We start from the raw sequence: 26,481 nt of genomic DNA, 5'->3' as shown, positions 1-26,481 counted from the left end.
ATAGGTTTAAGAGTATCTAAGAGTGTATCACTATTTTTAGAATCTAATAAACCAAAGAAGTATTCTTGAGAGCTTATAGGAGATTCAGAGCCACCTAGGAGGAGTTGAGAATATAAAAAGATTTGAGTATTAGGGGAGTTTAGTAAATCTAAAGTAATAGCTGTATTATTATCATTATTGTTTGTATTGTTTGCATTGTTGTCTGTATTATGGTTTATGTTGATATATTCTTGCAATAAAGTCTCTAATCTTTGTATATCTAGTATTGTGCCATCTTTAGTGAAAATGTCTATTTTGTTATTGTGGATATGGATAAGATTAGAGAGGGAAATATCAGAATCTAAAAAGATAATCACATTATTTTTGTCTTTAGTTTCCAAGATGAGATGATTTGTTGTATTAGGATTCCTTGCTCTTTGTATTCTTTCTTGTCTTTGTTGCTCTCTTAATGTTTTTTCTCGTTCTCTTTGGTATTCCTCATAGCTTAATTGAGAGATTCTTTCTTGTTCCTCTTTATAGTCTTGTTCTCTTTGCTCTCGTAGATTCATTATGGTTTTATAGAGAGATTTTCTTTTATTAAGGTAATCTTTTGTTAGGGTTTGTTTGTCAAGTGCAAATATTATGGTTGCATCGTCTTTATAGCCTAAATGCTTAAAGAGATTGCTTTCATTAAGGGTTGGGTTTCCTTGCTCATCTACAACAATGATATTTTCGCATAAAAATAATGCCCTCAAATACGCAAAAGGCGAATTAACATCGATAGAATCTATATCACTTTCATCAAGTATTTTTATCATATAGTTGTTTTTGCTTACTAGATTCAAGGCTTCATTATATGTTAAGCCTCTGTTTTCAGTGATGTGGGGTAATATACTATCTCCTAATCGCTCTAAATACAAGTTAAGTATGCTAGATTTATATGCAAGCTCTTGTGTGTAGTCTTGCAGAGCTTGGGTATAGAGTCTTTGTTCTTTTTGCAATACATATTGTTGTTCTTTATACTCTTGTAAGTCTCTTTCATCAATATAGCCGCTTGATACATCGCTTTGTATATGGGGGCTAGAGGCAAGAGTGATTTTAGATTTTAACTCTTTGGTTTTAGCTAAAGCTTCTTGGTGGGCTTGTGAGGGCTTGGGATAAGGAGAAAGAAAAAGAAAAGAGAATAAAGGATACCAAAACTCTTGAGGACTAGGGGCACAAGAGCCATTAGGCATAGTGCTACCTTTAGGGCAACTTGGTTTAGCTGGGAAGTTAAAGTGTCGTTGGAGGAAGTTTTCTAGGGGTTTGAAAGTATCACGCCCTTGATTAAAATATAAATCCTTAAATATTTCCTCTGCTTTGCCTGCAAAGAAAAAAGAGATGATACTACCTGCTGAAAAGATAACAATACCTATGGGAGTCTTACCTTTTGTTACTACTTGCACTACCTCTTGAGCGATGACTTTTGAGAGATACATACCCTCTGTGAGAATCCAAGTATTGATAGTATTTCCAGCTACCTTTCCAACGATTGTAATGCTATCATCTGTATTGATGTATTCTAAAGTTATTTCTGCAATCTCTAATTGTTTTTCTAGTTTGCTAGTGATAATGTGGATAGTGTGGGTGAGGGGTTTAGCAATATTGCTTTGGATTACTTCAAAACCAGAACTAGCCATAGAAGCACCAGCAGAAACATTTCCTACCTTTTCCCTTGTGTCCTCAACTATCGTTTGTGCTTCTTGTAATCCTTGATTGATAGAATCTTCTAATGTTTCTGTAATACTTTGTTCGTTATTTTCCATTAGTCTATCCTTTTACAAGTTGATAAGATATTTTGCGAGGGATTCATAATCTCTCGTGTTATTTTTGCCAAAAACTCCTCATAGGAACTCTGCTTAATGTGCCTTAAAACATCAGCATTAGGCTTTAATTTTTTTAAAATCATATAGCTTTCTTGCATTCTTGGCAAAAGTGTTTCTACATATTTGTATGGAGATGGGCAAGTATCATTATGGTAAATATTGGTAAAAATAGCAGTAGAATTAATGGTAAGTCTAATAGTATTAATTCGTTGAACATAAGCTAAATCATTTATATTCTGAGAAAAAAACTGATAAAAATCCTCATAAGCTTGTGCAAATTGAAATTGCTCTTTAGGGATGGCTTCTTTTAGCTCTTGTGTGTTTTTTAGAATCTCTTTGTATTGTTGCATTTGGGATTGGTTGAGGGTTTGTGTTTCGGGGTAGCCGAAAAATAATATTTTTATTTTTGATAAATAGTGAAATTTACCAACCAAATTTGTAGTGCTATTAAAATAAACTTCCCCCAAACCAATCTTATCCATTATGATAAAGTCTCTTTTGATAGTCTGTATCTGTTTATTTAAGTCTTGGAAATCTTTTAGTTTAGGTTGAAATTCAGTGTAGTTAGCAAAAAAGGTAGAGGGATTGGCAATGAGGGTATCATATTTTTCTAGCATTTGTATTTCTTTGGGATATACCTCATTAGCCCAATATACAAGTTTCAAAGGTTTATAAAGTAATGCAGTAACCACAATAAGCAAAAGCAATAATACAAGTAATGGAATATAGAATCTTTTTTGTTTATAGAATCTCATATTTGTTTAAGCTACCTTTCTAATAATTTTAATATTATCATCTGTATTGATGTATTCTAAAGTTATTTCTGCAATCTCTAAAATTTTTTCTAATTCTGCGTAGCCTTTTAGATTATTGATTGATACTTTCATTTAGAACTCCTTGCTTGTTTTGTATGTTGCCACAAAAATTATAAGTGAATTATTTTTATTTTTAAAGTGAAAATAATTTACAATTTTTTAATGTAGTTCTCTAATGCCTTGATTGCCAAATTTTCAAATAATATTTTATCTTCCTTAATATTTCCTTGTATGGCTGACTGTAAATATTTAATGAAAATATCTTCTTCCATTTCTTCGAAAATAGGACTATATAATTCTTTGGCAATCAAAGATAGAACTAAGGTATTCATCAATCTTGTAGATTTAATCAATGGAATATTTTCTATGATACTTTCAAAATCCTTAATGTTTATATTTGCATATTCATTAAGCGTTGCACTCTCTTGATTTGTTTTGATTTTAAATAGTGATTGTTGCAAGGCTTTTAATATATTTGCATATTGAAAGTCTTGAGTTTGCTGTTTATTAATGTTTATAATCTCTGTATAATCAGTATTATTTTCCATAATATCATATTTTTTTTCACCTAAAAGCTTTTCTTTAATGTTTTGTTTTTCCTGAAAATCGGAGGTTTTTACTTGTCCTCTAGGTTTGATTTCAATCTCATCCATACCTGTATCATTTGGAATATCTTTAATCTCTACTCTATTACTTGCTAGTAATTCATTTACTTCTTTTATAGAGGCAAAGCGAAATGTAATATCGCCAGCTCTAAAGGTATCACCAATATTAATTACGGTTTCATAATCCCCTTTCATTTCTGAAAAAGAATCGCCATAAAAGACACTTGCACCTTGCATAGGGGAAATAGTAAAAAATCCCTCTTCAAATGATATTTTGATGTGTTGCTTTTGTATTTCTTCTCTTTTATTTTGCACACAAAAAGCACATTGAGGATCACTACCTATAATTCCACCTAAAGTATTAAAAATATGAACTTTTTTTGCAGTTATACAATCCTCTAAGTTTTCAATTATAATTCCTATTTCTTCGTTCATCATTAATTCCTTGTAATATTTTCTACGATTTTAAAATCATCTAATATAGTAATGATTTGATTTAAGTTTTTTGCACCATTTATAATACTAAAATCAAAGTAGAGTTTTTTATTTCCATTAAATATTATGCTATATCCATTATTATTTCTGCTACTATCCATAATGAATTTATACCATCCCCATTCTCCTTCGTATGTCTTATTGTGGATTACATCAGGATTATGATAATTGTATGCAGTTAAAACCAAGCTTGCTCCATTAATGAATTGTTCTCCAACTATTTGCAAGTTTGAATTTAAAGTATGATCATATCTCATTGTTTTGTCTTGATATTTTAATTCTATATATGCAAAATCTGCACTTAAATCAAGACTATGCAAAGTGAAAATTACCTTAATATTGTCATTATCATTAAGCATTAAATAGGACAAACTCATTGCTTTTGTATAGAAATCTAAAAATTCTTTAGAGAAGCTAAGTTTGGTGGATAATTCTGCATTGACAACATAATGATCCTTTTTTCTTAATAGAACATCACTTAAATATTTTTTGTAAAAATTATTAAGAGAACCATTTTTGCCAAAGAATTGTTTAAAGCTATCTAAACTAAGTTCGCTTGTGCTTTCTTTGTTGAAAGGATAATATGGCGTAATGTTATTAATAAAAGGAGTGTATATCTCATTTATCCAAGCTCTATTAAACAATGAAACTCCATAGCTTTCTATAAGATTCCAAGCGTATTGGGATAATTCATTGTAATATCTCTCTAAATCTTTTGGTAACTTTCTTATATTATTGGCAAATACAACAAAAGGATCATCGACTTCCTTTATTTTGCCAAGACTATATGCAATCTTTTCCTCTGTATTTTGCATATTATCTGCAGAGAAATTTACTATTTTATTTTGCATATTTGATATATTAGCATTAATGGTTTCCATAATTTTTTCGTTGTCGCTAGAGTTAATTCCAACAGCGGCAGCCCCAGTCATTAAAAATGAATTTTCTTTAGCAATGATGTGGTAAGGTTCAAAAGCATTAGTGATACTTATAAAGTTACTCTTAATTTCAGTGGCATTAAGTCCTAAGCTATAAGCTTCACTTAATAATGAGGCGTCATTTAAATTGGTATTTGCACTAACAATTCCTATTAACAAAAGGATGGGATTGCCTTTTTTGGATAATATTTCAAGCTCATTAATCATAGAACTCTTAGTATTATATTTCTGAGGAGAGATTGAAGCGAGGATTTCTAGCCATTTTTGTTGATATTCAGCTAAATAAAGTTTTAATATACCTAGTGTAATTACGCTCTCAGATTCTTTAGAAATTCCACCACGCAACATCCATTCTTCAATATGAATAACATTACCAATTTGTTGATTTAATTCCTTTAGAAAACTTGACATCCCTTGTTTTGTATATATTTTATCTACAAAGTTAATTTTTGATTTTTCGGAAAAAACATTATTTGCCAAGAAGCCTAATTCCTCTTTAATGAAATATTTTTCCTTTGGTTTATTGCTATTTAAAAAATTAAACAGAATATAGATTCTTTGCACTCTGCTAACTGTTGTTAATTTATTTATCCCAATTTCAATACTTTCCTCATCGATTGCAAAATTTTGTACATCAATCTCTTTTAATTCATCAATACCACTTAAAAAATCTCCCTTAGTGATTTGATATTTCTCTAAAAAGCCCCAATTTTCATTAATCCAAATTTTTAACAATTCTTTATTCAAGTATTTTTGCTCAAATAGAGATTGATAGATATAAAGTGTTTTAATTAAATTATTTTTGTCATTGTCAGTTTGTAAAATTGTTTCCATCTCTTTTAAAAGGGTATTTTTTAAAACATCTTCATTAAGCATTTGATAGATCTCTCGTGCCTTCTTGAAACCTTTATAGGAAAGATTTAGACTAAAATATTGCATAATATGTTGATTTTGTGCTAATTCAGGATATACGCTAAGAATATTTTTCATACCAGCAAGTAAATCAGCCTTTTCTTTAATGGTTAATTCTTCATAGTGCAACCCATCTAATAAAGATTCTAAAGCTTTTGAGGTGGTTACACTTTTAGAAACCTCCAAATTAGTTTTATTTATAAGATAGAATGATACAAAGTATGTGCATAGACTTATAATTAAAATAGTAGATAATAAAGCAGTTTTTTTCAATAAACCTTTTGTTTTACTCAGAGAATAATCTTTAAAAATAATATCCTCCAACAGAGATTTGACAAAATAGCTTTGTTTGCTATATAAAGGTTTAACCTTAGCAAGAGATTTTTTTAATGCATACTTATCACACACGGCGTCTAATAAAAAATTTCTAGGAATATTTTCTTGATAAGCACTTACGAAATAAACTCCACGAATATAAGAATTATTTTTTAAAGCATTTTCTTGTTGCATTTCTATAATAAATTTTACCACCAAGGCAAATAGGTTGTCTAGTTGCTTTAAAAATAGATAAATTCTATTTTTTTCTTCCAAAGAATAAATGTTGCTATTTTTTTGCATAAAAGAAAGTTGTAACGATTCACTGATTTCCTGAAATTCTTTATATAAGTTATTTTCATTGATTTTATCTTGAAAAGAAATACCCAAAATTTTATTGGCAATTTTGTCATTAAAAATATCAAAATATTCTTTCATTCCTTCAATTAGATCTAACTTGGAAAAGACAATATAAATGGGTAATTTAAGATTTAAAAAATGCTCACAATCATTAACTCTTTTTGTTAAATGTCGAATTAAACTTTGAGAATACTCTTTGGGATTATTTAAGAAAGAAGTTGTGTCTATAACCAAAATAATTCCATTAAGTTTGCTATGAAAGAAATTCTTATTTAAGAAAGTTAAAAAGTTTTGCCAAATATTCTTTTTAATCAAGAAATCTTTATTTTTTTCTAAATCATCTTCTGGTAATTCATCGCTATTAGAGGGATTAAAAAAGTCCTCTTGTGAGAAATAATTTCCCTCTGTATCTAATAAAGCTCCTTTTTTGGAAACATAAAGAGCAAAATTTGTAGTAGATTTATGTAATTTCTTATAAGATTCCAAACTATCACTAAGGGGATATTCTATGTTAGAATAATTAATAAAAGTGCTTTTACCTGCACCCTCATTTCCTATAATAATAAATAATGGCAAATTTTTCATTTTTATATCTTTTTTCCAAGTATTCTTTGCGTCTTGTAAAGAGATAGAAAAATTCCTTTTGGCTCTAAAAAGAAATTCATTAGCTTCTTTTTTGAACTCTTTTAACTTTAGTCTTTTCTTGCTTTTGAGCGAAGCAAAAAAGTTAATAATCGGCTTCATTAAGAATGAAAAGAATATAATAACCCAAACAATTAAAATGATGCCAAATCGTAAATATCCACTGCCGAATATATAAACCTCGTTAAAAGCAATAAGAGGTCCCCAAAACCAAAATGATAAACTCATTACCACAAGAGCAATAAACAGCATAATGAGAATAAAAGTTTTGGATTTTATGAAATTAAATATTTTCTGAAGCCACATATGTATCCTTATTTTTAATAAAAGTTTTATATTTATGTATATTTTATAGAAAATTATCAAAATTTAAGATAAAATGGCTCAAAAATTGGTATAATTAAAGACATTAGATTTGGGTGTTGCCAAATATAATTCTGTAAAAAGAATTAACGCCATAATCTAAGTTATTAAATTAAGATTTTAAATAATTTTAAAGTAAGGAGTAAAAATGGCACAACCAGTGTATATTAAAATAGAAGGTGCAACTCAAGGGCTTATTTCAAGTGGGGCTTCGACAGAAGCAAGTATAGGCAATCGTTATCAAGCTGGACACGAAGATGAAATTATGGCTCAAGAAGTGTCTCATAAAGTTACAGTTCCAGTGGATCAACAAAGTGGGCAACCAAGCGGACAAAGAGTCCACAAACCTTTTATATTTACTTGCTCACTCAATAAAGCAACCCCGTTGCTTTATAATGCCCTGACAAAAGGGGAAAGATTACCTACTGTAGAGATTTATTGGTTTAGAACTTCAACTAGTGGAGGGCAAGAACACTATTTTACTACAAAATTGGAAGATGCAATTATTACAGATATTGATCTTGTATCTCCTAATGCACAAGATGCTGATAACCACAACAAGACAGAATTGTTTAGAGTATCCTTGAATTATAGAAAAATAATTTGGGAACATACTGCAGCTGGAACAAGCGGAAGCGATGATTGGAGAGAAAATAAAGCTTAATCTCCCTTTAATAACTTCTTGATAGCAAAAATGCTAAAACCATTTTTGCTATATATCACTTTACTGCATATATTTATCTAATGAGAGTTTATTTAAAATTTTATTATATTGTCGATATTTTTAATTAATATTGCAAATATGACGCACAATAATAAAGATTAATAGCAATATAATCCTTATAATTTTATCAATTTTTACATTTCCTTCAATGCACTCAATTGGCTACAGCAGGGAGAGCAAAGAACCGATAATATCTTGCGATGGACAAGTGTTAGGTATAATGAGATTACAAGAGATAAGTAATTTATAAAAGAAAGGAATAAATATAATGAAACAAGAAATTTATACGAGCAAATTTTATATTTCCAAAAGAAATGGGAAGGAGGTTTGTTTTAAATTGGATTTTGAAATAAAAATATGTAAAGAAAGACAAAAAATTTACTATGTTGATATATCTGCAATTATAGATTATCAATACTTAAAAGATGAAGGAGGTGTTATTCCAAATACTAATAAAAATAGAAACTATTGGACATTGGAGTATGATTTTAATAGTTGGAATTTTCATTCTTCCATAATGCTCCATCAGGATTATAGATCTTTAGGGATAGGAACATTTGTGATAAATAAAATGCTAGAAATTGCTTTAAATTATATACCAACAGCAAGACTTAGTGGTAAATTAAGTGAAGTTGATGAAGTAAAATTAGAAAATCATATAAGAAGAGACAGGATGTATAAAAAATTAGGTTTTGTATTTAATGAAAGCAATACAGGTTTTAGTATAGATAGCATTAGTGTTTTAAAAATAAGAAAAGATTTTGATTATATTCAAGAAGTTTGTATGCTTGATGTATGTTATCAGCTAGGAAAATTACAATATGAAAAAGAAAAAAGCGATAAGCTTTTAAAATGTTATAAAAATGATTTATATGAAGCAAACAGTAAGAATGATACCCTTCGTGCAAGGAATAAGCTTATGTTTTTTCTTCTAATAGCATTGATTTTTTTAGTTATCTATTTAGCAAAATAAAAAACAATAATTAATTGCCATTTTTATTTTTATTGATAAAAACAGATGAGAGAATATCAATATGCTCTAATAAACCTTTTTTGATTTGGGTTTCTGGAAATCTCATAGGATCTAATTGCACAATAAGCCCTTCTTTTCTGGCGTGTTTTACAGCAGGAACAAAATCGCTATCTGCTGTAATTAAAATGATTTTTTCTACTTGGTGTTTATTTGCCAAAGTTGCAATATCAAGCCCTATTTTCATATCTACACCTTTTTGTTTAATGTCTAAAACAAAATCTTCATTGCTTAGTTCGCTAACATCAATTTCTTTGCGTAGAATTTTTTTAAATTTATCATAATTTTTGAATTTCCATTGAAATGAATTTTCATCAATTTCGCCTAATCTTACAGCAAAATACGGTTGCCTTCTTAGATGTTTTAATAATTCACTTCTAAATTTATAAGTCGCAGTTTTGCTTAAATTTTTAGATTTATCAGATTTTTCTATAGGAGGCATAGGAACATTTTTGTCTAACGGTTCGCAATCATAAATATAAACTCTATATAAATAGTCTTGACTTCTTCTAAGGGTTTCCCACACATAGTCTTTTAATCTTTTAGCCAATTCTGTGGCGTCCATTGTTTTAATGCTTTTGTGTGTATTGTATCTTTCAATAAAAAAAGAAAGATCTACAAGCACAGCAGTCTTTTTTGGTTGAATTATAGAAAATTCTGTATTTTGATTAAGTGAATCCATAATATGTAGTCCTATTTACTAAAACTTTGAAGGCACAATGAGTCGTCAATTTAAAAATATTATGCTAAAAAGACCCCTCTATGTGCTAATGATGTTGTAATTCTATCACAAAAACATTAATAAGAGCTTATGATATAAATATTTGTTTAGATAAGTAACTCATTTTCTTTTATAATCTTTTTGCTTACTCATCTTTTCTATTTCTTCCATAACAATCCCATTATCTTCCCTTAATGCTTCTAAATAATCTTTTCTTGTGTATTTTGGAGTGTTATCTCCTGTAATACTTTTAGCTCTGTAATTTCTAGCTCTAATTTTTGGATTTGTGCATTTTGTTGAGATATAAATTTATCTAAATTATTATAAAAGTTATTGACTTTTGTTATAAAACTTCTAAAACTTACTTCATTTGCTAAAGATAAAAGCTGATTATCTTGCTTATATACTAAATTTTCAGGTTCTACAAAAATTTTCCCATCCAAAGTTGAAATATAGAAACTAAGTGTGTTTAGTGATGTTTTTTCTCCGCTAATGAGTAAGCCTTTGTATTCAAAAATTTTATATTCTTTTTGGTAGTCTTTAGAAAGAGTTTCAATATTTCTATCAAAAATTGATTTTATTTCTTTTTGTTTTGATTTATCATTCCACATTGCTCCTAATAGTCTTGCTTTCTCTTTGTCTTTGAAAGGAATATAAAGATAAACTCTTTTCTGTGGCATTGTGTATCCTTTTAATTTCCTTTAATGTTATGTTGGTATAATTGCAAACGAAATTCGAGGGACTCCTTGTGTCCCACCTTTCTCATCTTAACAATATTCTAAAATTTCTTTATCAAATGTTTTAATTAAATCATCTAAAAACATTTCTATCTTTTGTGGATTAATTCCTATGTAAGTGTTTTCAATTTTTGTGGTTAATCTTGGAAAACTTTTGCCATTTTTTTCTGTTGTTTTTAAAATATTTTCCCAGTGATAACTTCTATTTCTTAGATTTTGTAATAGACTAAGAACTATATCTACTCTATTTGCATAGATCTACACGCATAATCAAGTAATCTTTTTTGGCTTTTCCAAGTATAGTTCCCCATCCAAGCTTAGCAACGCTCTCATCACCCAATTTAACAATCATTTTCTCACTGAGATTAATTTTGAGATACAAATCAACACAAAATTCACTATTTGTAAGAAATGTAATGCTATCTTTAAGATCTTGGTATTTATTTCTACCTGGCAAATATTCAATGGCTGCTAAATAATCTATATCGTGAATGTAGATAGCTATTTTATTTTGAAATGAAAGAAATTTAGTTCCTAAAATACAATTTTTTCCTAAAATATTATTTTTAATGCCTAATTTATTGATTTGTGATGAGGCAATTAATATTTGATGTGGAAGATTTTCAAGAATATGAAGCCTATTGTGTAAATTAAAATTGCTACATAAAACTCTTTCTATGTAATTTTTTGGTTTTCTAAGACTTAAAAGCAATGGAGCAAAAGGTAAATATTTTTTTGCAATTTTGCTGTCATTGATCCCTAACATTTTAAATAAAATATATGAAATAGAATCGGTAAAGTCACTTTTAAAAGAACGAGGATAATTTCTTATACTAAGGCTTTCAAAGAATATCCACAATATATAATTATTGAAAAAATCAAAAAATAGAGTCCAACCCTCATTGCCATCTTCATTCCTTGATAATTTATCCAACATATATGAGGGGAGTTGTGAAGTATTTCCGTGCAACCCCATAAAATTTGTCATTATCTGCACAGCAAGTTCTTGATTGAAAGTGTCCATATTAATATTGACAGATTCAATTTCTCTGTGCGGATGTTTTAATTCTTTGTTTGTTCTAAGAAAAATTTCATTTTTATTGTATGTTTTAAGAAGCTTGCTTAGTAATTTATAAAAATCATAAGACGCAAAGTTGTTCATATTAAGTCTTTTTTACCGAAAGAAGCAGGATAGTGCAATGTCTCATTGGAATCTAAACATTTCACTTCTACTTCGCAAAATGAATTAACGCTTGCAAAGGAGGCAAAAAAACGAGACATTACTAGCCCAAATCGATAAATTTCTCCTAATCCTAAAGAATAGAACTCAGAATCTTTAATGCTAATGGTGGTTATAATACCTCTTTTGGTAACAATTCCATCAACCAAATAAGTATCTCTTCCTTTTATGTCCACAATTGCTTTTTTGAATAATTTAATAACTTCATTATTTTCCGCATCATTTACAAAACTATAACTTTCCAAAACGCTTAAAAATGAAGTTTTATCTAACATTGTTTTATAGCTAAAAGAAAGCATAGAAACAAGTTTCCACAACAAATTGCCATTTACCAAAACTTCTCTCATAATGCTTGGAGTTTTAACATTTTTTGTTTTTACAGATTTAACATCACAACTATTAATGTCTCCAATTTTTAATTTTGAAGGTAAATTTTTATTGCAACATATAGTATCAATAGTAATGGTTTCCTCATAAGAAGTTTTGGAGAAAAATTCTATTTCTTTGTAGGTTTCTCCTTTAGAATTTGTTCGATTGGAAATAGAATAAAATTCTTCCTTTTCTTCTTGGAGAAATCCAAATCTCTCAAAACTATCATAGTTTTTGAGTATGCGTCTTTCTCCATTACTATTATGGGCTTTAACTTGTTTAACTTGTATTATCTCATAAGATTCTAACTGCATTCTATCGATAAATATTCTATATGAATCTTTATCGTGTTTATTGATTAGAGGTTCTGCGCTTTTTTCAAAAATATTGACGATTGGCGTCATACTTAGAGAAAACATTTCTTTTCTAAATATACAATTTTTAGGAAATGCTTTAGAAAATTTGAATTCTAATTCAAAACATTTTCCTTCGCAATTTTCTAAAACATCTAATCCCTCTATGATAACAAAATTAAATTTTTCAGGCAAAAAGAAATATTCTCTAAGCAAAGAAAAAGCTTCGAAACCTAAATCATTGTAGGATAGCATACTTTCTTGAGAATTAAGTCCCATAGGTTTGATATTGTGTGGGTTAAGGTAAAAAGTCTCTTTGGTATCTAAGCAGACTAGTTTTAATTCTTTTAAATAGAGGTGAATGTATAACAATAATGTAGAGGAAGTGTAAATGTCATCTCCCAAATAAAGATGGATTTTATCAAGGTTTAAATCTTTAATTGTTAAATCTTTTCTGTCTACTTCAAATTTTAAATCCATAGTATAATATTGTCTATCGCTACCAAGAAGAATGTCGTTTATTATTAAGGGATATAAATAAATATCATATACTGTTTTAAATTCGCAGATACATTTTCCTATCGGGATAGATTTTACGCTACTCCCTTTTGGAATAAATACTTTTGTCTCTTTATTGTCCTTATCAAAGGAGAATTCCTGCAAACAAAATGAAGGTAAAGCATTAGTGTAATTAGGAGCAACAATATTAATTAGAGATTCTGCAATATGTGGTATATTTTGGTCCATTTCTTGATGAATTCTAGCAGTTAATATGGCAAAATTTTCTATCATTCGTTCAATATCTGGATCTTTACTATCATAGGCTAGAAATGGTGCTAATTTTGGAAATTTTTTTACGAATTTTTCTCTTTCTGCATAGAGGTGGGAAAGTTCTTGTTGAAAATAAAAAATATTGTCTTTCATACAACCTCACAATATCTATTATTTTTAAAAATAATTTCTAAATTGCATTCTTGGAAATTATCGTCACGCATAGTAAATCTTAGTAAAAAGGTAAGTCTCCAAGGGGTTAAAGAATTATCATAACTAATTGAGAGTATTTCAATTCTTTTCTCATACTGTTGGATTATTCTAGCAATCTCTTTTGCCATAATTTGACATAGATCGCTAGAATTGAAATTCAGTTCTACAGCATTGCTGAAAGAACCTAAATCATTAAAAGTTAGACAATCATCTAATTTGGAATTTAAAAGAATCTTGACATTATTCTTAATATCATATAGATGATCTTGATGGAATGGCACACTTGCATTTTGATCATCTAATTTATGAATTATCTTATCAAGCAGCATTATTCTCTATCAAGCTTCCCTACTAAGGAAAGCTCAAAATTGCCTCCCATATATTTGAAATGCGGTCTTACATTTAAGCTTATTTTATACCAGCCAGCTTCTCCAGCCACCTCTTCGACATTGATCTTTGCTCCTCTAAAAGGTCTTCGACTTCTAACCTCTGAAGGTGGGTTTTCTTGGTCTGATATGTATTGTCTTATCCATTCGTTTAATCCATTCTCTATATCGCTTTTTTCTTTCCAGCTTCCTATTTCTTCCCTTTGCAAAACTTTAAGATAATGTGCCAAGCGTGATACGAGGAAAATATATGGTAGCTGGGTTCCTAAGCGATAGTTTGTTTCTGCTTCTTTGCCCTCAGGTGTATTTGCAAAAACTTTTGGCTTTAAAGCTGAGTTAGCAGAGAAAAAAGCAGCATTATTGCTGTCTCTTCTTAAAGTTAAAGCAATAAAGCCAGCTTCTGCCAACTCATATTCTCTTCTGTCTGTGATTAAAACTTCTGTTGGAATCTTTGATTGCATTGTTCCAAAACTTTCAAAAACATAAGTGGGTAAATCTTTTACAGTTCCTCCACTTCTAGGTCCTATAATGCTACCACACCACCTGTATTTTGCAAAACTTTCTGTTAATCTCGTTGCAAAAGTATATGCTGAATTCCCCCACAATAAATGGTCGTGCGAGGTATGAACATTTTCCTTATAATTGAAAGTTTTAATTGGATTTTCCTTTGGATCATAAGGACTTCTTGTTAAAAATCTTGTTACCATTAATCCAGTGTATTTGGCATCTTCACTTTCTCTAAAAGTGTGCCATCTTGTGTATTGAGGTCCTTCTAAGAGGCTATTTAAATCCTGTATATTTGCCAACTCAGCATAATTATTGAGTCTAAAAAAGCTTGGTCCACAAGAAGTTAAAAATGGGGCGTGGCTCATTGCAGCTATGCTTGCCATCTTATTTAAAAAAGTCATATCGGGATTTGAATTTCCTAACTGATAATCCCCTATGATAGCACCTACAGGTTCTCCACCAAATTGTCCATACTCTGAAGAATAAATATTCTTGTAAATTACACTTTGCGTAATATCAAGGTTATTATCAAAATCCTCTAATGCCTCTTCTTGTGTTACATTGAAAAGATTAATTTTAATATTTTCATTAAAATCGGTTCTTTCTACTAAAAATTGTAAGCCCCTCCAAGTAGACTCCAATTTCTGTAAGACAGGATCGTGCAAAATCTCATCCATTTGTTGAGATAGGAGAGTATCAATGTGAGAAATCATCTCATCAAGAGAAAATTTATTAACTTTATTCTCAGCATTATCATCTTTTACAATTGCTGAAATAAATTCCACAACACCTCTTTTAGCAATGCTATAACTTTCATCTCCTTGGGAGTATTTCCCTTGTTTCATAATGCCTTCAATAATAGGCATTTTCACTGTTTTGTCAGTTGCCATATTTTCCTCACTCGCTTTGATTTTCTTCTTGTTTAATTTCTAAGAGCAATTGGGCTTTGGATTTTTCGTCTTTTAAAGCTTCTGCAACAGCTTTTCTGAAATTAGGAATATTCCCCATTGGTCCTTTTAAGGCTACTAAAGCTTCTCTTAATTGCAATAATTTGTTTAATTCAGGGACTTGTTTAATAATATTATCGGGTGAAAAATCTTTCATACTAGAAATTTTTAAATTTACATCTAATTCTTCCGCACCTGTTCCAAGAGTATTTTTAACACTAAAATTAGCATTAATATCCATTTTTTGCATAATTTGGTTAAAATTATTCTTGTTAATTGAAAGAATTTCTCTTTCCTCTAAAGGAGTTTCACTTCCTCCTGTCAAATCAGACATTACCATTAATTTTAATGGTAATTCAACATCGGCATTTTGTCCATTTGTTTTAGCTTTATAAGTTATATTAATACGCTCTTTTGGAGCATATGAACCATCAGACATATACATTCCTTATTAATTGGATTTATGATAAAATATTTTTACATTTTAGTATATAAAATATGAATATTAGCTTAGTTGGACTCTATTTGTTTTTTCTTTTGCTTTCATATAGTCTTCTAATAAATAATCTTTGAGAGGAGTTTGTTCCATTATATTAATCAATTGAGTATAAATAACCTCTGCATTTTTTTGCATACCTTTTTCTTCAAAAGTTTTTGCCATTTCTCTTAAGATATTAATGTTGTGGAAAATAGAATCCCCATTATTTTTTTCATTAATATCAGCGAAAATCTTTTCAAAATCTTTTTTTATTTTTTTATTATTTTTTGGATTAGTTTCTTTTGGTGGTTCAACTTGTTGAGAAGGTTGAGAATTTTTTTCTAAAAAGTAGTTTAATATCTCTTCTTTGCAAAATAATTCTCCATTTTCAAATTTAAGCTTTATTATATTTTCGTAAAATTTATTAATAAAATGATTGACAGATATGCTTATAATATTTTTTGCTTCTATCCTATTGTGTTTTTCTAAAAATTCGCAAAATATTTTTAAGCCTTCTAGCCAAAAAGGATTAAGAGACAAATTTTTAATAAAATGTTGTATATATTCTAATTCACTATTTTTATTTGTTAATAAGAAATCCACAAGTTGCTTATCGGGTTTTCTAATCTGCGTAAGAAAATTATCGTGAATAGGCAATGTTTTAATTCTTCCCCACATTGCTTCTAGCAATAAAGCATAAGCATTTATATTGTCTATATCATTTTCTAAAATGGTGCAAGCTAGTTGCTGATAATAATCCCTATACCCTCTATCATCTAAAGTGTTTGCGTCTGTTGCTTGGCGAGATTTATGGAGACTAAACTCTGATGGTATGCTTGTATCAGCCTTGTTATTGTGTTGTTTCTCAAAACGAGTAAATTGGCACGATAAAAGATTTTCAAAATCGATTAATAAATTATTGAAATTATCAATGTGTGAGGCAATATTAAGATGGGAATTACCAGCTTCTGTAAAAGTTATGATGATATTTTTTAATTTCTTTTTTTGTGCTTCCTTTTCTTTTTTGGATATAGTTGTAGTATTTTCCTGCCATAAAAATTCTTTTGCATATTTCAAAAATTCAAGTAATACTCCAAATTTCTCTTCATTATTTAATTGAATGCAAGCAAGGGTGAGATACAAACAAAATTTCATATCAAGAGAGTGGGATTGTAAAATTTCCAAGGAAAGTTCATAAACTATTTCCCATTGAATGTTACTGTGGTTTAATGTTTTATATTTTGCCATTTCTGCTTCTAATAAATGATAATCTTGTAGAGACTCTAAATTGCTTTCCAATTTCAAATAATCATAAAAATTCACTTTCTCCCCTTAATTTTATTAAAATATAATTAAACTTTAAAAAATATTGTGTTAAATTTACATTAATTCGTAATCTAAAAAAATAATAAAATAAAATGGTTTTTTACCATAATTATTCTTATAAGGAACACAAATATGAATAAAAAAATATTGGCTTTTTTTCTAGCTCTTCAAATAATGTTCTTTTTGGGTGCTTGCTCCAATACTGTTAATGTTAAAATTGATAATATTGAAAATTCTAATCTTAATAATAGAATGGATGATGTCCCTTTAACTATTATGGTTTATCAGTTGAAAGATATTAAAAAATTTGAAGAAGCAAATGATACAGATTTGCTGACTAGAGACGATAGTGTTCTTGGGAAAGACAAAATTGATTCTATTAAATTGCAAATTGCCCCAAAAGTTAATGTTGTAGCTGTAAAAGTTGATGAAGAAGAAGTGCCATACATAGGAGTTTTAGCAATCTTTGCTAATAAAATGAATAAGAACAATAAAATATGGATAGAAACTAGCAAGGCTTATGGAATTTTTGGTGATAAAACTCTTCATTTTAAAATTACTAAAGAAGGTATTAGTTTTATTGATAAAAAAGAAGTAAATAGGGAACGAAATGGCAGATAAACTTAAGATTGCTTGGTGCGATGGCATTAGCATTAATCAAGCTCATTTTGAGCAACAAGAAAGATACATTGAGAGAAATATTGATTTAAAAACTATTCATACAACTAGTAATTTATATGGCGTGTTAAGTGTAGAGTTCTCTAAAGAAATGCTTTTGGAGGGTAAAATAGCCCTTAAAAATATTTTAGGAATATCAAAAGATGGAAGTATTTTTCAAGCACCTGAACAGGATTTGCTTCCAGAGCCATTGGAAGTTAGTTATGATTCTTTGATTAATTCTATTATCGTATTAAAAATTCCAACAGGTTTATCTAACATTGCAGATCTTTCTTTGCAAAACAAAATTCCTAATTCAAAATATATTAGCTTAAGGAGTCTTATTGCCTTAAGAAATTATAATGACATTGATACAGATATTACTAGACAATTAGACACACAAAGTGATGGAAGTAATCAGAATGATTTTGATACTCTCGCACTTACACAAGAGACAAGAAGTTTAATGCTGGCAAGTTTAAGAATGAAATTAGGTATTTTAGGAAATGCTACACTTGATGAGGTGGAAATCCCTATTGCCAAGATTAAAAATATTGACTCTAATAGAAAAATAGAACTTGACAATAATTTTATACCCACCTGCCTTAATGTTGCCAAGATTCCTATAATTCGATCTTTTATAGAAGAAATGATTTATTCCATAGGACAGCATAAAAAAGTTTTGTCGGATATTTTTAAGGGTATTGATCAAACAAAAAACACTCTTGATTTTAGCACTTTCTTATCACTAAATCTCCTTAAAAAATGGCATTTAATTTTTTCTCACCTTATAAAGAAGGATAAATTACATCCTGAATTTTTTTATGAAAAATTGTTAGAATTTCAAGGGGAGCTTGCGGCTTTTAGCGTTCAAGATACATTTTTAGAGTTTATTGAATATAAACACTATAATCTTAGTGAAACTTTTTTGCCTCTTATCAATCATTTGAAAATTTTATTCTCTAAAATTACAAGTCCAAGATATAGTATGCCTCAAATTATCAATAATGGCAATGGATTTTATGATTTATTGTTTGATAATGCTAATATTCTACAAGAATCTGAGTTATATCTAGCAGTAAGTGCCGATATTAATTATGAAGATTTATTGCAAAACTTTAAGATTCATAGCAAAATACATACTCAAAGCAAGATTAAAAATATTGTTGCAACACAATTAAAGGGATTAAATATTAATCAAATAGTCAATATTCCATCATCAATACCCTATCTCAATGGGTATATTTATTATAAATTAGACAAAAAAGATGAACTTTTTAAAGATTTTCAAAATGAAAATATCATCAGCATTTATATTACGAGCAGTATTAAAAACCCAGATATAAAAATGTGGGCGGTGTTAAATGACTAAACAAGAAATAAGAAAAGAAGAGGAGCATTCAAGTTTACTTCGCTTATCTAGTTTAAGTGGATTGGAAAAAAATAAAATCATAGATTCATACTTAGAGATTCTTTTGCTTACTTTTAGGCTTTCTAAAGTAAGTTCAATAGAGACTAGCACTATCAATAACCTTAAAGAAGATTTGGTTAATGATATACTTGCTTTAAATGCAAAATTAAATGCTTTAAAACAGTATGATGAAAAAGATATTTTAAGATCGCAATATTGTCTTAGTGTTTTTATTGATGAGAGTCTAATGAGGAATGAGCTATTTATTAATAGTGCTTGGGCTAGTAATACTCTTACTGTTAGGCTGTTTGACGAAACTTTAGGTGGAACTAACTTTTATGATATTGCTGCATTTTGGCTAAACAATCCTGCAAAATACAAAGATTTTTTAGAATTTATCTATGTATGTCTTATACTTGGTTATCAAGGGAAATACATTGAAAGGAAAGATGTAAAAGAAAGAATCATTCATCTTTGTAATAATATTGCTGCAGCTATCACTCCGCTCTTAAATGGCGATGAAGAAACTGCCTTTATGAAAGCTTATAAAATATCCAACCAAGAAACTTGGTGGGAAAGGTTTTTGAGATTACACCTCAAAAAAGTTCTCATTATTCTGCCTATTGTTATTATTGTTGCAGTATTTCTATACGCATTATTAGAGTTGGAAACAAATAATGCAAAAATGCAAAAAAATATTAATGGAACAATTGAAAATTTTATTTCACAAGATGAATGAGGTTATTTAGAATGGAAACTAATGAACAAATAAAAGAAAAACTCAAGTCTATTAGCAAACAACTTAATCAATTAAAATACGAAGAAAGCTTGCTAGAGTTGGTTAAAGATACTGACATTAAAGCTAAAGCTACATTTATTAACGATAAAGAAAAAGAAGTATGTAAGATTCTTTCGCAAATTAAAAAAGATTCGCAAGCAGATTGGCTTTATCACCCACAAACTCCCTTTTCTTCTTTTATAAATACTACCTCTGATAATAAAGAATTATTTTTTAAGTATGGTTATTGGTATGTAGATTTTTTGATTGCTAAATTAAATGATTCACCTTATGCTATAATAGAATATTTTGGTGGAGGGCATTATAAGGATAATAAAACTGCAATTAGAGATTCCATTAAAGCTTTGATGCTGAGAAAAGCAGGTATACCTTTATTGATTATTAACGATAAAGAAAATCAGTTAACAAGTAGCAATAAAGAAGTTGAAAAGGCTATCCAATGTTTTTTGGGGCAACCTTCTTTGAATTTTTCTGAATGCAATATTGGCGATATTGTTATTGTTACAAATCCTCAATAGGATATTTTATTATGGAGTTAGGAGAATGGTTAAGCTATGATAAATAAAAAAATACTTACTTTAAGTCTGTTATTTGTTTTTTTATGTGGCATTTTCTATTTTTCTTATAAAAATATCCATACTGCCACTACTCTAAATGGAGAATCAACCAAAATAATTACACTTAATAATATTTCTTATGATATTTATAATTTTGAGTTATTTAGTGGAGAATTTATAAATGTATATGATAATGGAAATAAAAAAATGATTCTTAAAATAAGAAAAGGTAAATTAAATGGAACTATTACAGAATATTATAGCAATGGAATTATTAAATTTATAGGTGATTACTATAATAATCAAATGGCAAATGGCTGTGCCTCTTTTTACTATCAAAATGGAAATTTATCTCACTATTTTTGCTATAAAAATGGTAAGCAAGATGGGAGTCAAGTGATTTTGTATGAAAATGGAAATATGAAAGTGCAAGCAGAAATGAAACAAGGAAGGCTTATGGGAACAGAACTTATTTTTAGAGAGAATGGAACATTATTGTATGAAATTGATAATAATTATGCTATAGCTAGAGAGTTTGATGAGAATGGGAATTTTATAGGAATTCCTAGTAATGAAAAGGTTAAAAAAATATTTAAGAGTATTGTATGGAAGTTGTAAATAAAAAGAGAATTTTCTTTATCGTCTTGCTTCTTATTCTTGTAATTGGAAGCTTTATCTTTGTTTATAAAAATACTTATGAAGCTACTACTGCCAATGGTCAAGAGACAAAAATATTTGTTTTTAACGATGTCTCTTATGATATTTATAATTTTGAGTTATTTAGTGGAGAATCAATTGGAAAAGAAAATAATACACTTAAATACAAAAATATTATTGACAATGGAAAAATTACCAAAATGATTAATTATTATCCTAATGGAAATATCAAGGCAGAGTTAATCCTGAAAGATGATGAAATAGTCTTTTATACTTCACGATATGAAAATGGGAATTTGCATTTTATGATTCCTTTGGTTAATAAAAAATATAATGGGAATATTATTGTGTATTATGAGAATGGTAAAATTGCATTGCAAGGTAATCTTAAAGATGGGGAGATAATTGATTATTTTTATATTTTTCAGAGAAATGGAATGTTAAAGTATAAGTATAATAATTACGAAGTCTTAAAAGTAAATGAAGATAATTTGCTCTTGGAGCCAATAAAAATAGAAAGTGAAATACAGGAATTCAAAATTTGTCTTAGTCAATTAATGAAGATTGAGGATTATAATATAAAGGAGTGAATTATGGATAGATTTTTACCCAGCAGAGAAAATGTTAAAAAGTTTTTGCAAGATGTTGTAAAAGATAAACTCGGCGAAAACGAACATACAGATATGTTTTTTTCAGATGAGCTACAAGATAAAATGTCGGAAGCTTTAGCAGATTCTATCACGCCAAATTGGCTACCCAATCCCAATCAAGATTTCAACATCCCTTTAAATCTTAATAATTCCTACCTCTCTTTAACCATTGCTCCCAATAATTTCCCTAAAGATTCTAATGATTCTAGTTCTACTACTTCTCCTATTGCTTTTAAAATTACCAAAGCTCATATTAAAGAATCTTCAAAAAATCTATTTATGCTAAAATACCCAAACAATATACAATCCAATATAGAATCTAGGAATACCGTTTGAATCATAAACCCCTCACTTACAATCGCTTTAGAGCCTATCTAAGAATCAAGCTAAAGAATAAGTCTTTTAGTAAAACAAGAGTATTTTTAATCATTGCTTTTTATATTCTTTGTTCTTTAACTTTATTCTTACTTCCCCACAATGTCCTAACCCAATATCCTTATCTCAAATACTTCACTGACTTTATGGACTTTATCCCTGCTATTAAGCGAATGGAGATTAAAACCTATGCTCCTGAAATGTGTAAGTTGTATGCAAGTTATATGTTTGTGGTGGGAGTAATTGTGTTTTTGTTGCTATTTAGAGAGCTATTTATTTTTGCTATTAAAAGAATTATGTATCCCAATGCAAACAACAATCATAAAACTAAAATAGCACAAGCCATAGCAAAACCAAAGAGATATTTATTGTTATTTATAGTTTTTGATATTATGATGATTTGGTATATGCTTGACTTCTTGAGTGGAGATTCTGTTGGTTATCTTAGAATGAGAGATAGAGATGAATATTTTATTTATGATTCGTTTGAAATGTGGTATTATTCAATGAAAGAAATAGGATTTATGTTTATTTTAGGAATTATTTTGACAATATTATCTAATTTTGTATTTTTCGATGTTTTTAAACATAATATTTTAGACAAGAGGAGAAGATAATGGCTAATAAAGAAAGAAACATTACAGATACAATCGGTGATATTAATACCACTCTTGATGGAGCATTAAAAGAAGGGTTAAAAAAGATTGATATTCCAAATGTTGGCAAATCTGTTTTAGGAACTCCTGCAAAAATTGTAGATGGAATGTTGCTTACTGATAAAGTAGCTAAAGCCCCTACTGAAAAAGGTAAATTCACTGAAGTTTATAAATGGAGTACAAGCACAGTTGGGTCTGGACTTGGAGGGGCTATTGGCGGTGCGGCAATAGGTTTTTTTGGTGGTGGTCCTGCTGGAATGATAGTAGGTGCTGCCACTGGAGCATTTGGTGGCAATTGGATTGGAAATGAAATTGCTGAAAAAACTGCTGATTTTGCTTATTCTGCTATCCAAGACTATTTTAACACCTCCTACCTCTCTTTAACCATTGCTCCCAATAATTTCCCTAAAGATTCTAATGATTCTAGTTCTACTACTTCTCCTATTACTTTTAAAATTACCAAAGCCCATATTAAAGAATCTCTAGAAGAATTATTTGCAGTAGAATGTGAGGGATACATTGAGAGTATGCAAGAGCAACTTATTTCTTTTTCACAAAATACTTTAAACATACACCCTAAATTCCTTATAGATGCTCTTGCTACTTTTAAAATAACAAATCCCTATAATAACAATACTCTTAATTTCATTGATTCTGCCGATAAAAGCTATAAAGGGATTATTTCTGCTGTTAATTATTTGGGGCTAAATCAAGAAAGTAGTAACCATCTTTTACAATCATCAGGCACTACTATTTTAACTAAACATTTCTTTAAATTTACTCTTACTTCCCCTCTAATACGATTAAATTACAACAAGGCTAATCGAATCTATACTAACACAAACATTATAGAGGTTATTAAAACTATTCTTAACTTCTATACAGGTAGAATCCATAAAGAAGTTGATTTTTCCCATTTGCGTTATTCATATGAAGTCAAAGAACTTATTACTCAATATCAAGAATCTGATTTGGCTTTTGTTACAAGATTGGCTCATAATAATGGAATACATTTCTATGAAGATGATAACACAATTTATTTTTGCGATGATTATAAAGAACCATTATCTAAAACAATCCCTTATAATCCAAATCCTAATAATTCCTTAAATGAATTATGTATCAATTCTTTTTTTAAACAAGAGAATATTTTGGCTAATAGTTTTACTCAGAGTTCAGAAAATGGTGCGTATCCTTTAAATTTACAATCTCTAAACCACAATATGTCTATGGATTCTAATTATATCTTTTACAACCAACACGAATATGATTCTCAAAATAGCTTTACTTTACAAGCTGATTTAGAAACGCCTTTGAAATTAAAAGAAAAGCATTATACGCTCTTTAAAGAAAGTGTTTTGGCTAAGAGCAATGTTTATCATTTAAAACTAGGCGAGAGAATTAATATTGATTTAAATAAAGGTTTAAATAAAGAAACTTTAAAAGATTATGCTATTATCGCTTTAGAGCAAACTTTAATTGATACAGCCTTACTTGCTAATACCATTAATCCTAATGACAATATACAAGATACTTCTTTTATACGCTCATACACTAATATCTTAACCATTGTTCCTAGTATTGTTTCTTTTGCTCCAAACTTCAAATCTAAACCCATACCTCCTTATAGCACTCAAGGCATCATCATAGGGCAAAGCACTAATATACAAGAAGAAAGCAATACTATCTACTCTGATGAATATGGCAGAGTGAAAGTAAGAATTAATTGTTTTGCCAATCAAGAAGCCATAGATAATCATTCTAACAAAGATGATCAATCCAATCAAAGATATATCTATTCTTACTCTCCTTTTTTACGAGTTTCAACGCCCATAGCCTCTGATCATTCAGGATTTTACCACACTCCAAGAGTAGGGGATGAAGTCATCATTTCTTATTTGGATAATGATATAGATAAACCCTATATATCAGGTAGTCTTTATAATAATACCAATCCTAGCCTCCCATCTTTGCCTAATAATAATCATATTACTTCTTTAAGCTCTAAAACCATAGGCACAAAAGAAAATGGTAGAAATGAATTAACTTTCTCTAATGTAAAGGATGAAGAAGAAATCTATCTTAAAGCAGAGAAAGATTATAAAGAACTCATTCAACACAATTCTTCCCAACACATTTTAAACAATAAAGATTCTATTGTAGATGGCTTTTATACAGAAAGGATTAAAAAAGCCCATACCCAAACCATAGATTTAGCAAAAAATGTCAATGTAGGAGGGGAATACCTAACCAATGTGGCTTTATCTAGGGATACTATGGTGGGAATAAGTAATACGCTTAATGTAGGGCTAGACAATAAACTAAGAGTAGGGAAAAACTCACACGAATACATAGGGGAAAATAAAAGTGTAGAAATAGGAGGCAATCAAAACATTACTATTCATAAAGATGAGAGTAGAAATATAAAGGGAAATAAAAGTGAAGTGGTGGAGGGACATTTAGAAATAAATATAAAAGAAGCTTTTAAAACCCACATAGAAAAAGAAACTCATATAAGAAGTAAAAGCAATTTACTTTTTACCTCTAATGCCTCTATGGGATTTGAAACAGATAAAAATAACACTTTTATATCTGAAAACTCTTTATCTCAAGCCACAACAGATTATGAAATACAAGCAGGCAATCAAATCCTTTGTCAAGTAGGAGAGACTACTATTTGTATGCAGAGTGATAAAATAATCTTTAAGGCGGGAGGAGTAGAGGCTACTTTAGATTCTAAAGGCTTTATCGTTAAAGGTGGAGAGGTTAAGGCAGAGTAATTTGAATCGCTCCTGCTTAAAAAAGCGGTATGTTACATACATTATCCACATAATAGTTTTTGAATGTATTGCATTAGTTGGTGAAGGGGGAGCGGCTATATTTCATCTCTATGAAAACTATGTGCCTAAATATAATGGTGATGAGAATGGGCTAGATAAGGTTAAGCATTTTACATATAGTGCAAGGTTGTGTTTTATGAAAGGACCAACTTTGTCATTTGTTGGTGGTATGGGCGTTGAAATAGGAGATCTTCTAGCTCAACAAATAGAAAGAACAGAAAAGCTGTTTGGCAGGAGAACAAAAATAGAAAGCACAGGATTTGATACAGATGACTTAAAAGCCAATAAGCAAGGCATAGACTATGGGATTGAACTTATAACGAAATATAGGACATTTCAGTGAATGCGTTAAAATTATTGCTATTGGCTTCTTTGTCCATTGTTTTTCCGATTTTGTTGGGATTTACACAAATGATGATTATTTTGTTGTTACAAGCTATTTTGGAGCATTATAGACTTGAGGTTATCAGCTATTTTGTTCCTCTTTGTATTGGGGTTATATATCTAATTTGTGTATGGCTTTTTCTTAAATGGATTTTTAATATGAGAAATGCTATTTTGGCTGGTTTGTGTCCTATCACTGCTTTCATAGGGGCTGGCTTTTTTGCTCTTGATATGTATTATAGGTTTTAATATGCAAAGAATTAAAAAAGCCCATACCCAAACCATAGATTTAGCAAAAAATGTCAATGTAGGAGGGGAATACCTAACCAATGTGGCTTTATCTAAAGATACTATGGTGGGAATGAAATAATCTTTAAAGCAGGAGGTGTGGAAGTAGTCATAGA

Annotated in this window: 24 protein-coding genes and 3 pseudogenes; 13 read left to right on the top strand and 14 right to left on the bottom strand. The window is 29.2% G+C overall.

Going from position 1 to position 26,481, the window contains the following annotated elements:
* The 5 genes and pseudogenes from JJQ98_RS07490 to tssM form a co-directional block, all read right to left on the bottom strand.
* Positions 1-1,784: pseudogene (locus JJQ98_RS07490) on the bottom strand (hypothetical protein); the annotation flags it as partial.
* Positions 1,784-2,599, bottom strand: a complete 816-nt coding sequence (locus tag JJQ98_RS07485; protein WP_151105302.1) for a hypothetical protein — start codon at positions 2,597-2,599, stop codon at positions 1,784-1,786. The gene JJQ98_RS07485 and the pseudogene JJQ98_RS07490, both read right to left, overlap by 1 nt.
* 6 nt (positions 2,600-2,605) lie before the next feature.
* The gene (locus tag JJQ98_RS08910) at positions 2,606-2,731 is read right to left on the bottom strand and encodes a hypothetical protein (protein WP_257005480.1); all 126 of its coding nucleotides are present in this window, start codon (positions 2,729-2,731) and stop codon (positions 2,606-2,608) included.
* A 77-nt stretch (positions 2,732-2,808) separates the two neighbouring features.
* A complete protein-coding gene (locus JJQ98_RS07480) occupies positions 2,809-3,699 on the bottom strand; it encodes an FHA domain-containing protein (protein WP_134043177.1) in 891 nt (296 codons plus the stop codon).
* 2 nt (positions 3,700-3,701) lie between these two features.
* On the bottom strand, positions 3,702-7,232 hold the full coding sequence (tssM, locus tag JJQ98_RS07475) for a type VI secretion system membrane subunit TssM (protein ID WP_134043208.1): 3,531 nt from the start codon (positions 7,230-7,232) through the stop codon (positions 3,702-3,704).
* Positions 7,233-7,437: 205 nt separating this feature from the next.
* Here tssM and JJQ98_RS07470 point away from each other — a divergent pair, with 205 nt between their 5' ends.
* Together JJQ98_RS07470 and JJQ98_RS07465 are read left to right on the top strand one after the other, a co-directional pair.
* On the top strand, positions 7,438-7,953 hold the full coding sequence (locus tag JJQ98_RS07470) for an Hcp family type VI secretion system effector (protein ID WP_005020432.1): 516 nt from the start codon (positions 7,438-7,440) through the stop codon (positions 7,951-7,953).
* A 328-nt stretch (positions 7,954-8,281) separates the two neighbouring features.
* Positions 8,282-8,986, top strand: a complete 705-nt coding sequence (locus JJQ98_RS07465) for a GNAT family N-acetyltransferase (RefSeq protein WP_060660916.1) — start codon at positions 8,282-8,284, stop codon at positions 8,984-8,986.
* Positions 8,987-8,996: 10 nt separating this feature from the next.
* Here the strand turns inward: JJQ98_RS07465 and JJQ98_RS07460 are convergent, their stop codons facing one another.
* The 9 genes and pseudogenes from JJQ98_RS07460 to JJQ98_RS07425 form a co-directional block, all read right to left on the bottom strand.
* The gene (locus tag JJQ98_RS07460; protein WP_040499606.1) at positions 8,997-9,608 is read right to left on the bottom strand and encodes an NYN domain-containing protein; all 612 of its coding nucleotides are present in this window, start codon (positions 9,606-9,608) and stop codon (positions 8,997-8,999) included.
* A gap of 285 nt (positions 9,609-9,893) precedes the next feature.
* Positions 9,894-10,366: pseudogene (locus tag JJQ98_RS07455) on the bottom strand (hypothetical protein); the annotation flags it as partial.
* Between the two features lie 24 nt (positions 10,367-10,390).
* Positions 10,391-10,444 (bottom strand): annotated as a pseudogene (locus JJQ98_RS08860) (hypothetical protein); the annotation flags it as partial.
* Between the two features lie 301 nt (positions 10,445-10,745).
* Positions 10,746-11,663 (bottom strand): type VI secretion system baseplate subunit TssG, encoded by a 918-nt coding sequence (locus JJQ98_RS07450; protein ID WP_054197451.1) that lies wholly within the window; start codon positions 11,661-11,663, stop codon positions 10,746-10,748.
* Complete coding sequence (gene tssF, locus JJQ98_RS07445; protein WP_054197452.1) at positions 11,660-13,387, bottom strand: type VI secretion system baseplate subunit TssF; 1,728 nt, start codon at positions 13,385-13,387, stop codon at positions 11,660-11,662. The genes JJQ98_RS07450 and tssF overlap by 4 nt, the downstream gene beginning before the upstream one ends.
* Complete coding sequence (locus JJQ98_RS07440) at positions 13,384-13,776, bottom strand: GPW/gp25 family protein (protein WP_240723852.1); 393 nt, start codon at positions 13,774-13,776, stop codon at positions 13,384-13,386. The genes tssF and JJQ98_RS07440 overlap by 4 nt, the downstream gene beginning before the upstream one ends.
* Positions 13,776-15,230 (bottom strand): type VI secretion system contractile sheath large subunit, encoded by a 1,455-nt coding sequence (gene tssC / locus JJQ98_RS07435; protein WP_065836880.1) that lies wholly within the window; start codon positions 15,228-15,230, stop codon positions 13,776-13,778. The genes JJQ98_RS07440 and tssC overlap by 1 nt, the downstream gene beginning before the upstream one ends.
* Positions 15,231-15,237: 7 nt before the next feature.
* Positions 15,238-15,726 (bottom strand): type VI secretion system contractile sheath small subunit, encoded by a 489-nt coding sequence (gene tssB / locus JJQ98_RS07430; protein WP_065836881.1) that lies wholly within the window; start codon positions 15,724-15,726, stop codon positions 15,238-15,240.
* A 66-nt stretch (positions 15,727-15,792) separates the two neighbouring features.
* Positions 15,793-17,088, bottom strand: a complete 1,296-nt coding sequence (locus JJQ98_RS07425; protein ID WP_054197453.1) for a type VI secretion system domain-containing protein — start codon at positions 17,086-17,088, stop codon at positions 15,793-15,795.
* Positions 17,089-17,223: 135 nt separating this feature from the next.
* Between JJQ98_RS07425 and tssJ the strand changes: the two genes are divergently transcribed.
* Genes tssJ through JJQ98_RS07370 form a run of 11 tightly spaced genes read left to right on the top strand, consistent with a single transcriptional unit; the run spans position 17,224 to position 26,326 of the window.
* Positions 17,224-17,712, top strand: a complete 489-nt coding sequence (gene tssJ, locus JJQ98_RS07420) for a type VI secretion system lipoprotein TssJ (RefSeq protein WP_054197454.1) — start codon at positions 17,224-17,226, stop codon at positions 17,710-17,712.
* A complete protein-coding gene (tssK, locus tag JJQ98_RS07415; RefSeq protein WP_054197455.1) occupies positions 17,702-19,120 on the top strand; it encodes a type VI secretion system baseplate subunit TssK in 1,419 nt (472 codons plus the stop codon). The genes tssJ and tssK overlap by 11 nt, the downstream gene beginning before the upstream one ends.
* Complete coding sequence (icmH, locus tag JJQ98_RS07410) at positions 19,113-19,898, top strand: type IVB secretion system protein IcmH/DotU (RefSeq protein WP_060660922.1); 786 nt, start codon at positions 19,113-19,115, stop codon at positions 19,896-19,898. Before tssK ends, icmH begins: the two co-directional genes overlap by 8 nt.
* Positions 19,899-19,909: 11 nt before the next feature.
* Positions 19,910-20,476, top strand: coding sequence for a DUF2726 domain-containing protein (locus JJQ98_RS07405; RefSeq protein WP_166666929.1), 567 nt, complete (start codon positions 19,910-19,912; stop codon positions 20,474-20,476).
* 36 nt (positions 20,477-20,512) lie between these two features.
* Positions 20,513-21,133 (top strand): toxin-antitoxin system YwqK family antitoxin, encoded by a 621-nt coding sequence (locus JJQ98_RS07400; RefSeq protein ID WP_005020450.1) that lies wholly within the window; start codon positions 20,513-20,515, stop codon positions 21,131-21,133.
* On the top strand, positions 21,121-21,762 hold the full coding sequence (locus JJQ98_RS07395; protein ID WP_005020452.1) for a toxin-antitoxin system YwqK family antitoxin: 642 nt from the start codon (positions 21,121-21,123) through the stop codon (positions 21,760-21,762). Before JJQ98_RS07400 ends, JJQ98_RS07395 begins: the two co-directional genes overlap by 13 nt.
* Before the next feature lie 3 nt (positions 21,763-21,765).
* Positions 21,766-22,158: a hypothetical protein gene (locus JJQ98_RS07390; RefSeq protein WP_151105303.1), complete on the top strand. Its 393-nt coding sequence runs from the start codon at positions 21,766-21,768 to the stop codon at positions 22,156-22,158.
* Positions 22,155-22,814: a hypothetical protein gene (locus JJQ98_RS07385; protein ID WP_151105304.1), complete on the top strand. Its 660-nt coding sequence runs from the start codon at positions 22,155-22,157 to the stop codon at positions 22,812-22,814. The genes JJQ98_RS07390 and JJQ98_RS07385 overlap by 4 nt, the downstream gene beginning before the upstream one ends.
* Positions 22,814-25,633 (top strand): type VI secretion system tip protein TssI/VgrG, encoded by a 2,820-nt coding sequence (gene tssI, locus JJQ98_RS07380; RefSeq protein ID WP_247596719.1) that lies wholly within the window; start codon positions 22,814-22,816, stop codon positions 25,631-25,633. Before JJQ98_RS07385 ends, tssI begins: the two co-directional genes overlap by 1 nt.
* A 1-nt stretch (position 25,634) precedes the next feature.
* Positions 25,635-26,036, top strand: a complete 402-nt coding sequence (locus JJQ98_RS07375; protein WP_210670807.1) for a hypothetical protein — start codon at positions 25,635-25,637, stop codon at positions 26,034-26,036.
* A complete protein-coding gene (locus tag JJQ98_RS07370; RefSeq protein ID WP_005020463.1) occupies positions 26,033-26,326 on the top strand; it encodes a hypothetical protein in 294 nt (97 codons plus the stop codon). Before JJQ98_RS07375 ends, JJQ98_RS07370 begins: the two co-directional genes overlap by 4 nt.
* Positions 26,327-26,481: the final 155 nt, after the last annotated feature.

Source organism: Helicobacter pullorum NCTC 12824, from assembly GCF_017979475.1.
Lineage (GTDB): Bacteria > Campylobacterota > Campylobacteria > Campylobacterales > Helicobacteraceae > Helicobacter_D > Helicobacter_D pullorum.
This window is presented reverse-complemented; position numbering and strand designations above follow the sequence as displayed.

Excerpts from the sequence above, each read along its gene's own strand:
- icmH (WP_060660922.1), top strand. The coding sequence starts at position 19,113 with ATGACTAAACAAGAAATAAGAAAAGAAGAGGAGCATTCAAGTTTACTT.
- JJQ98_RS07465 (WP_060660916.1), top strand. The coding sequence starts at position 8,282 with ATGAAACAAGAAATTTATACGAGCAAATTTTATATTTCCAAAAGAAAT.
- JJQ98_RS07395 (WP_005020452.1), top strand. The coding sequence starts at position 21,121 with ATGGAAGTTGTAAATAAAAAGAGAATTTTCTTTATCGTCTTGCTTCTT.
- tssM (WP_134043208.1), bottom strand. The coding sequence starts at position 7,232 with ATGTGGCTTCAGAAAATATTTAATTTCATAAAATCCAAAACTTTTATT.
- tssJ (WP_054197454.1), top strand. The coding sequence starts at position 17,224 with ATGAATAAAAAAATATTGGCTTTTTTTCTAGCTCTTCAAATAATGTTC.
- JJQ98_RS07470 (WP_005020432.1), top strand. The coding sequence starts at position 7,438 with ATGGCACAACCAGTGTATATTAAAATAGAAGGTGCAACTCAAGGGCTT.
- JJQ98_RS07400 (WP_005020450.1), top strand. The coding sequence starts at position 20,513 with ATGATAAATAAAAAAATACTTACTTTAAGTCTGTTATTTGTTTTTTTA.
- JJQ98_RS07405 (WP_166666929.1), top strand. The coding sequence starts at position 19,910 with ATGGAAACTAATGAACAAATAAAAGAAAAACTCAAGTCTATTAGCAAA.
- JJQ98_RS07480 (WP_134043177.1), bottom strand. The coding sequence starts at position 3,699 with ATGAACGAAGAAATAGGAATTATAATTGAAAACTTAGAGGATTGTATA.
- JJQ98_RS07450 (WP_054197451.1), bottom strand. The coding sequence starts at position 11,663 with ATGAACAACTTTGCGTCTTATGATTTTTATAAATTACTAAGCAAGCTT.
- JJQ98_RS07460 (WP_040499606.1), bottom strand. The coding sequence starts at position 9,608 with ATGGACGCCACAGAATTGGCTAAAAGATTAAAAGACTATGTGTGGGAA.
- tssB (WP_065836881.1), bottom strand. The coding sequence starts at position 15,726 with ATGTCTGATGGTTCATATGCTCCAAAAGAGCGTATTAATATAACTTAT.
- JJQ98_RS07485 (WP_151105302.1), bottom strand. The coding sequence starts at position 2,599 with ATGAGATTCTATAAACAAAAAAGATTCTATATTCCATTACTTGTATTA.
- JJQ98_RS07390 (WP_151105303.1), top strand. The coding sequence starts at position 21,766 with ATGGATAGATTTTTACCCAGCAGAGAAAATGTTAAAAAGTTTTTGCAA.
- JJQ98_RS08910 (WP_257005480.1), bottom strand. The coding sequence starts at position 2,731 with ATGAAAGTATCAATCAATAATCTAAAAGGCTACGCAGAATTAGAAAAA.
- tssF (WP_054197452.1), bottom strand. The coding sequence starts at position 13,387 with ATGAAAGACAATATTTTTTATTTTCAACAAGAACTTTCCCACCTCTAT.
- tssC (WP_065836880.1), bottom strand. The coding sequence starts at position 15,230 with ATGGCAACTGACAAAACAGTGAAAATGCCTATTATTGAAGGCATTATG.
- tssI (WP_247596719.1), top strand. The coding sequence starts at position 22,814 with ATGGCTAATAAAGAAAGAAACATTACAGATACAATCGGTGATATTAAT.
- tssK (WP_054197455.1), top strand. The coding sequence starts at position 17,702 with ATGGCAGATAAACTTAAGATTGCTTGGTGCGATGGCATTAGCATTAAT.
- JJQ98_RS07440 (WP_240723852.1), bottom strand. The coding sequence starts at position 13,776 with ATGCTGCTTGATAAGATAATTCATAAATTAGATGATCAAAATGCAAGT.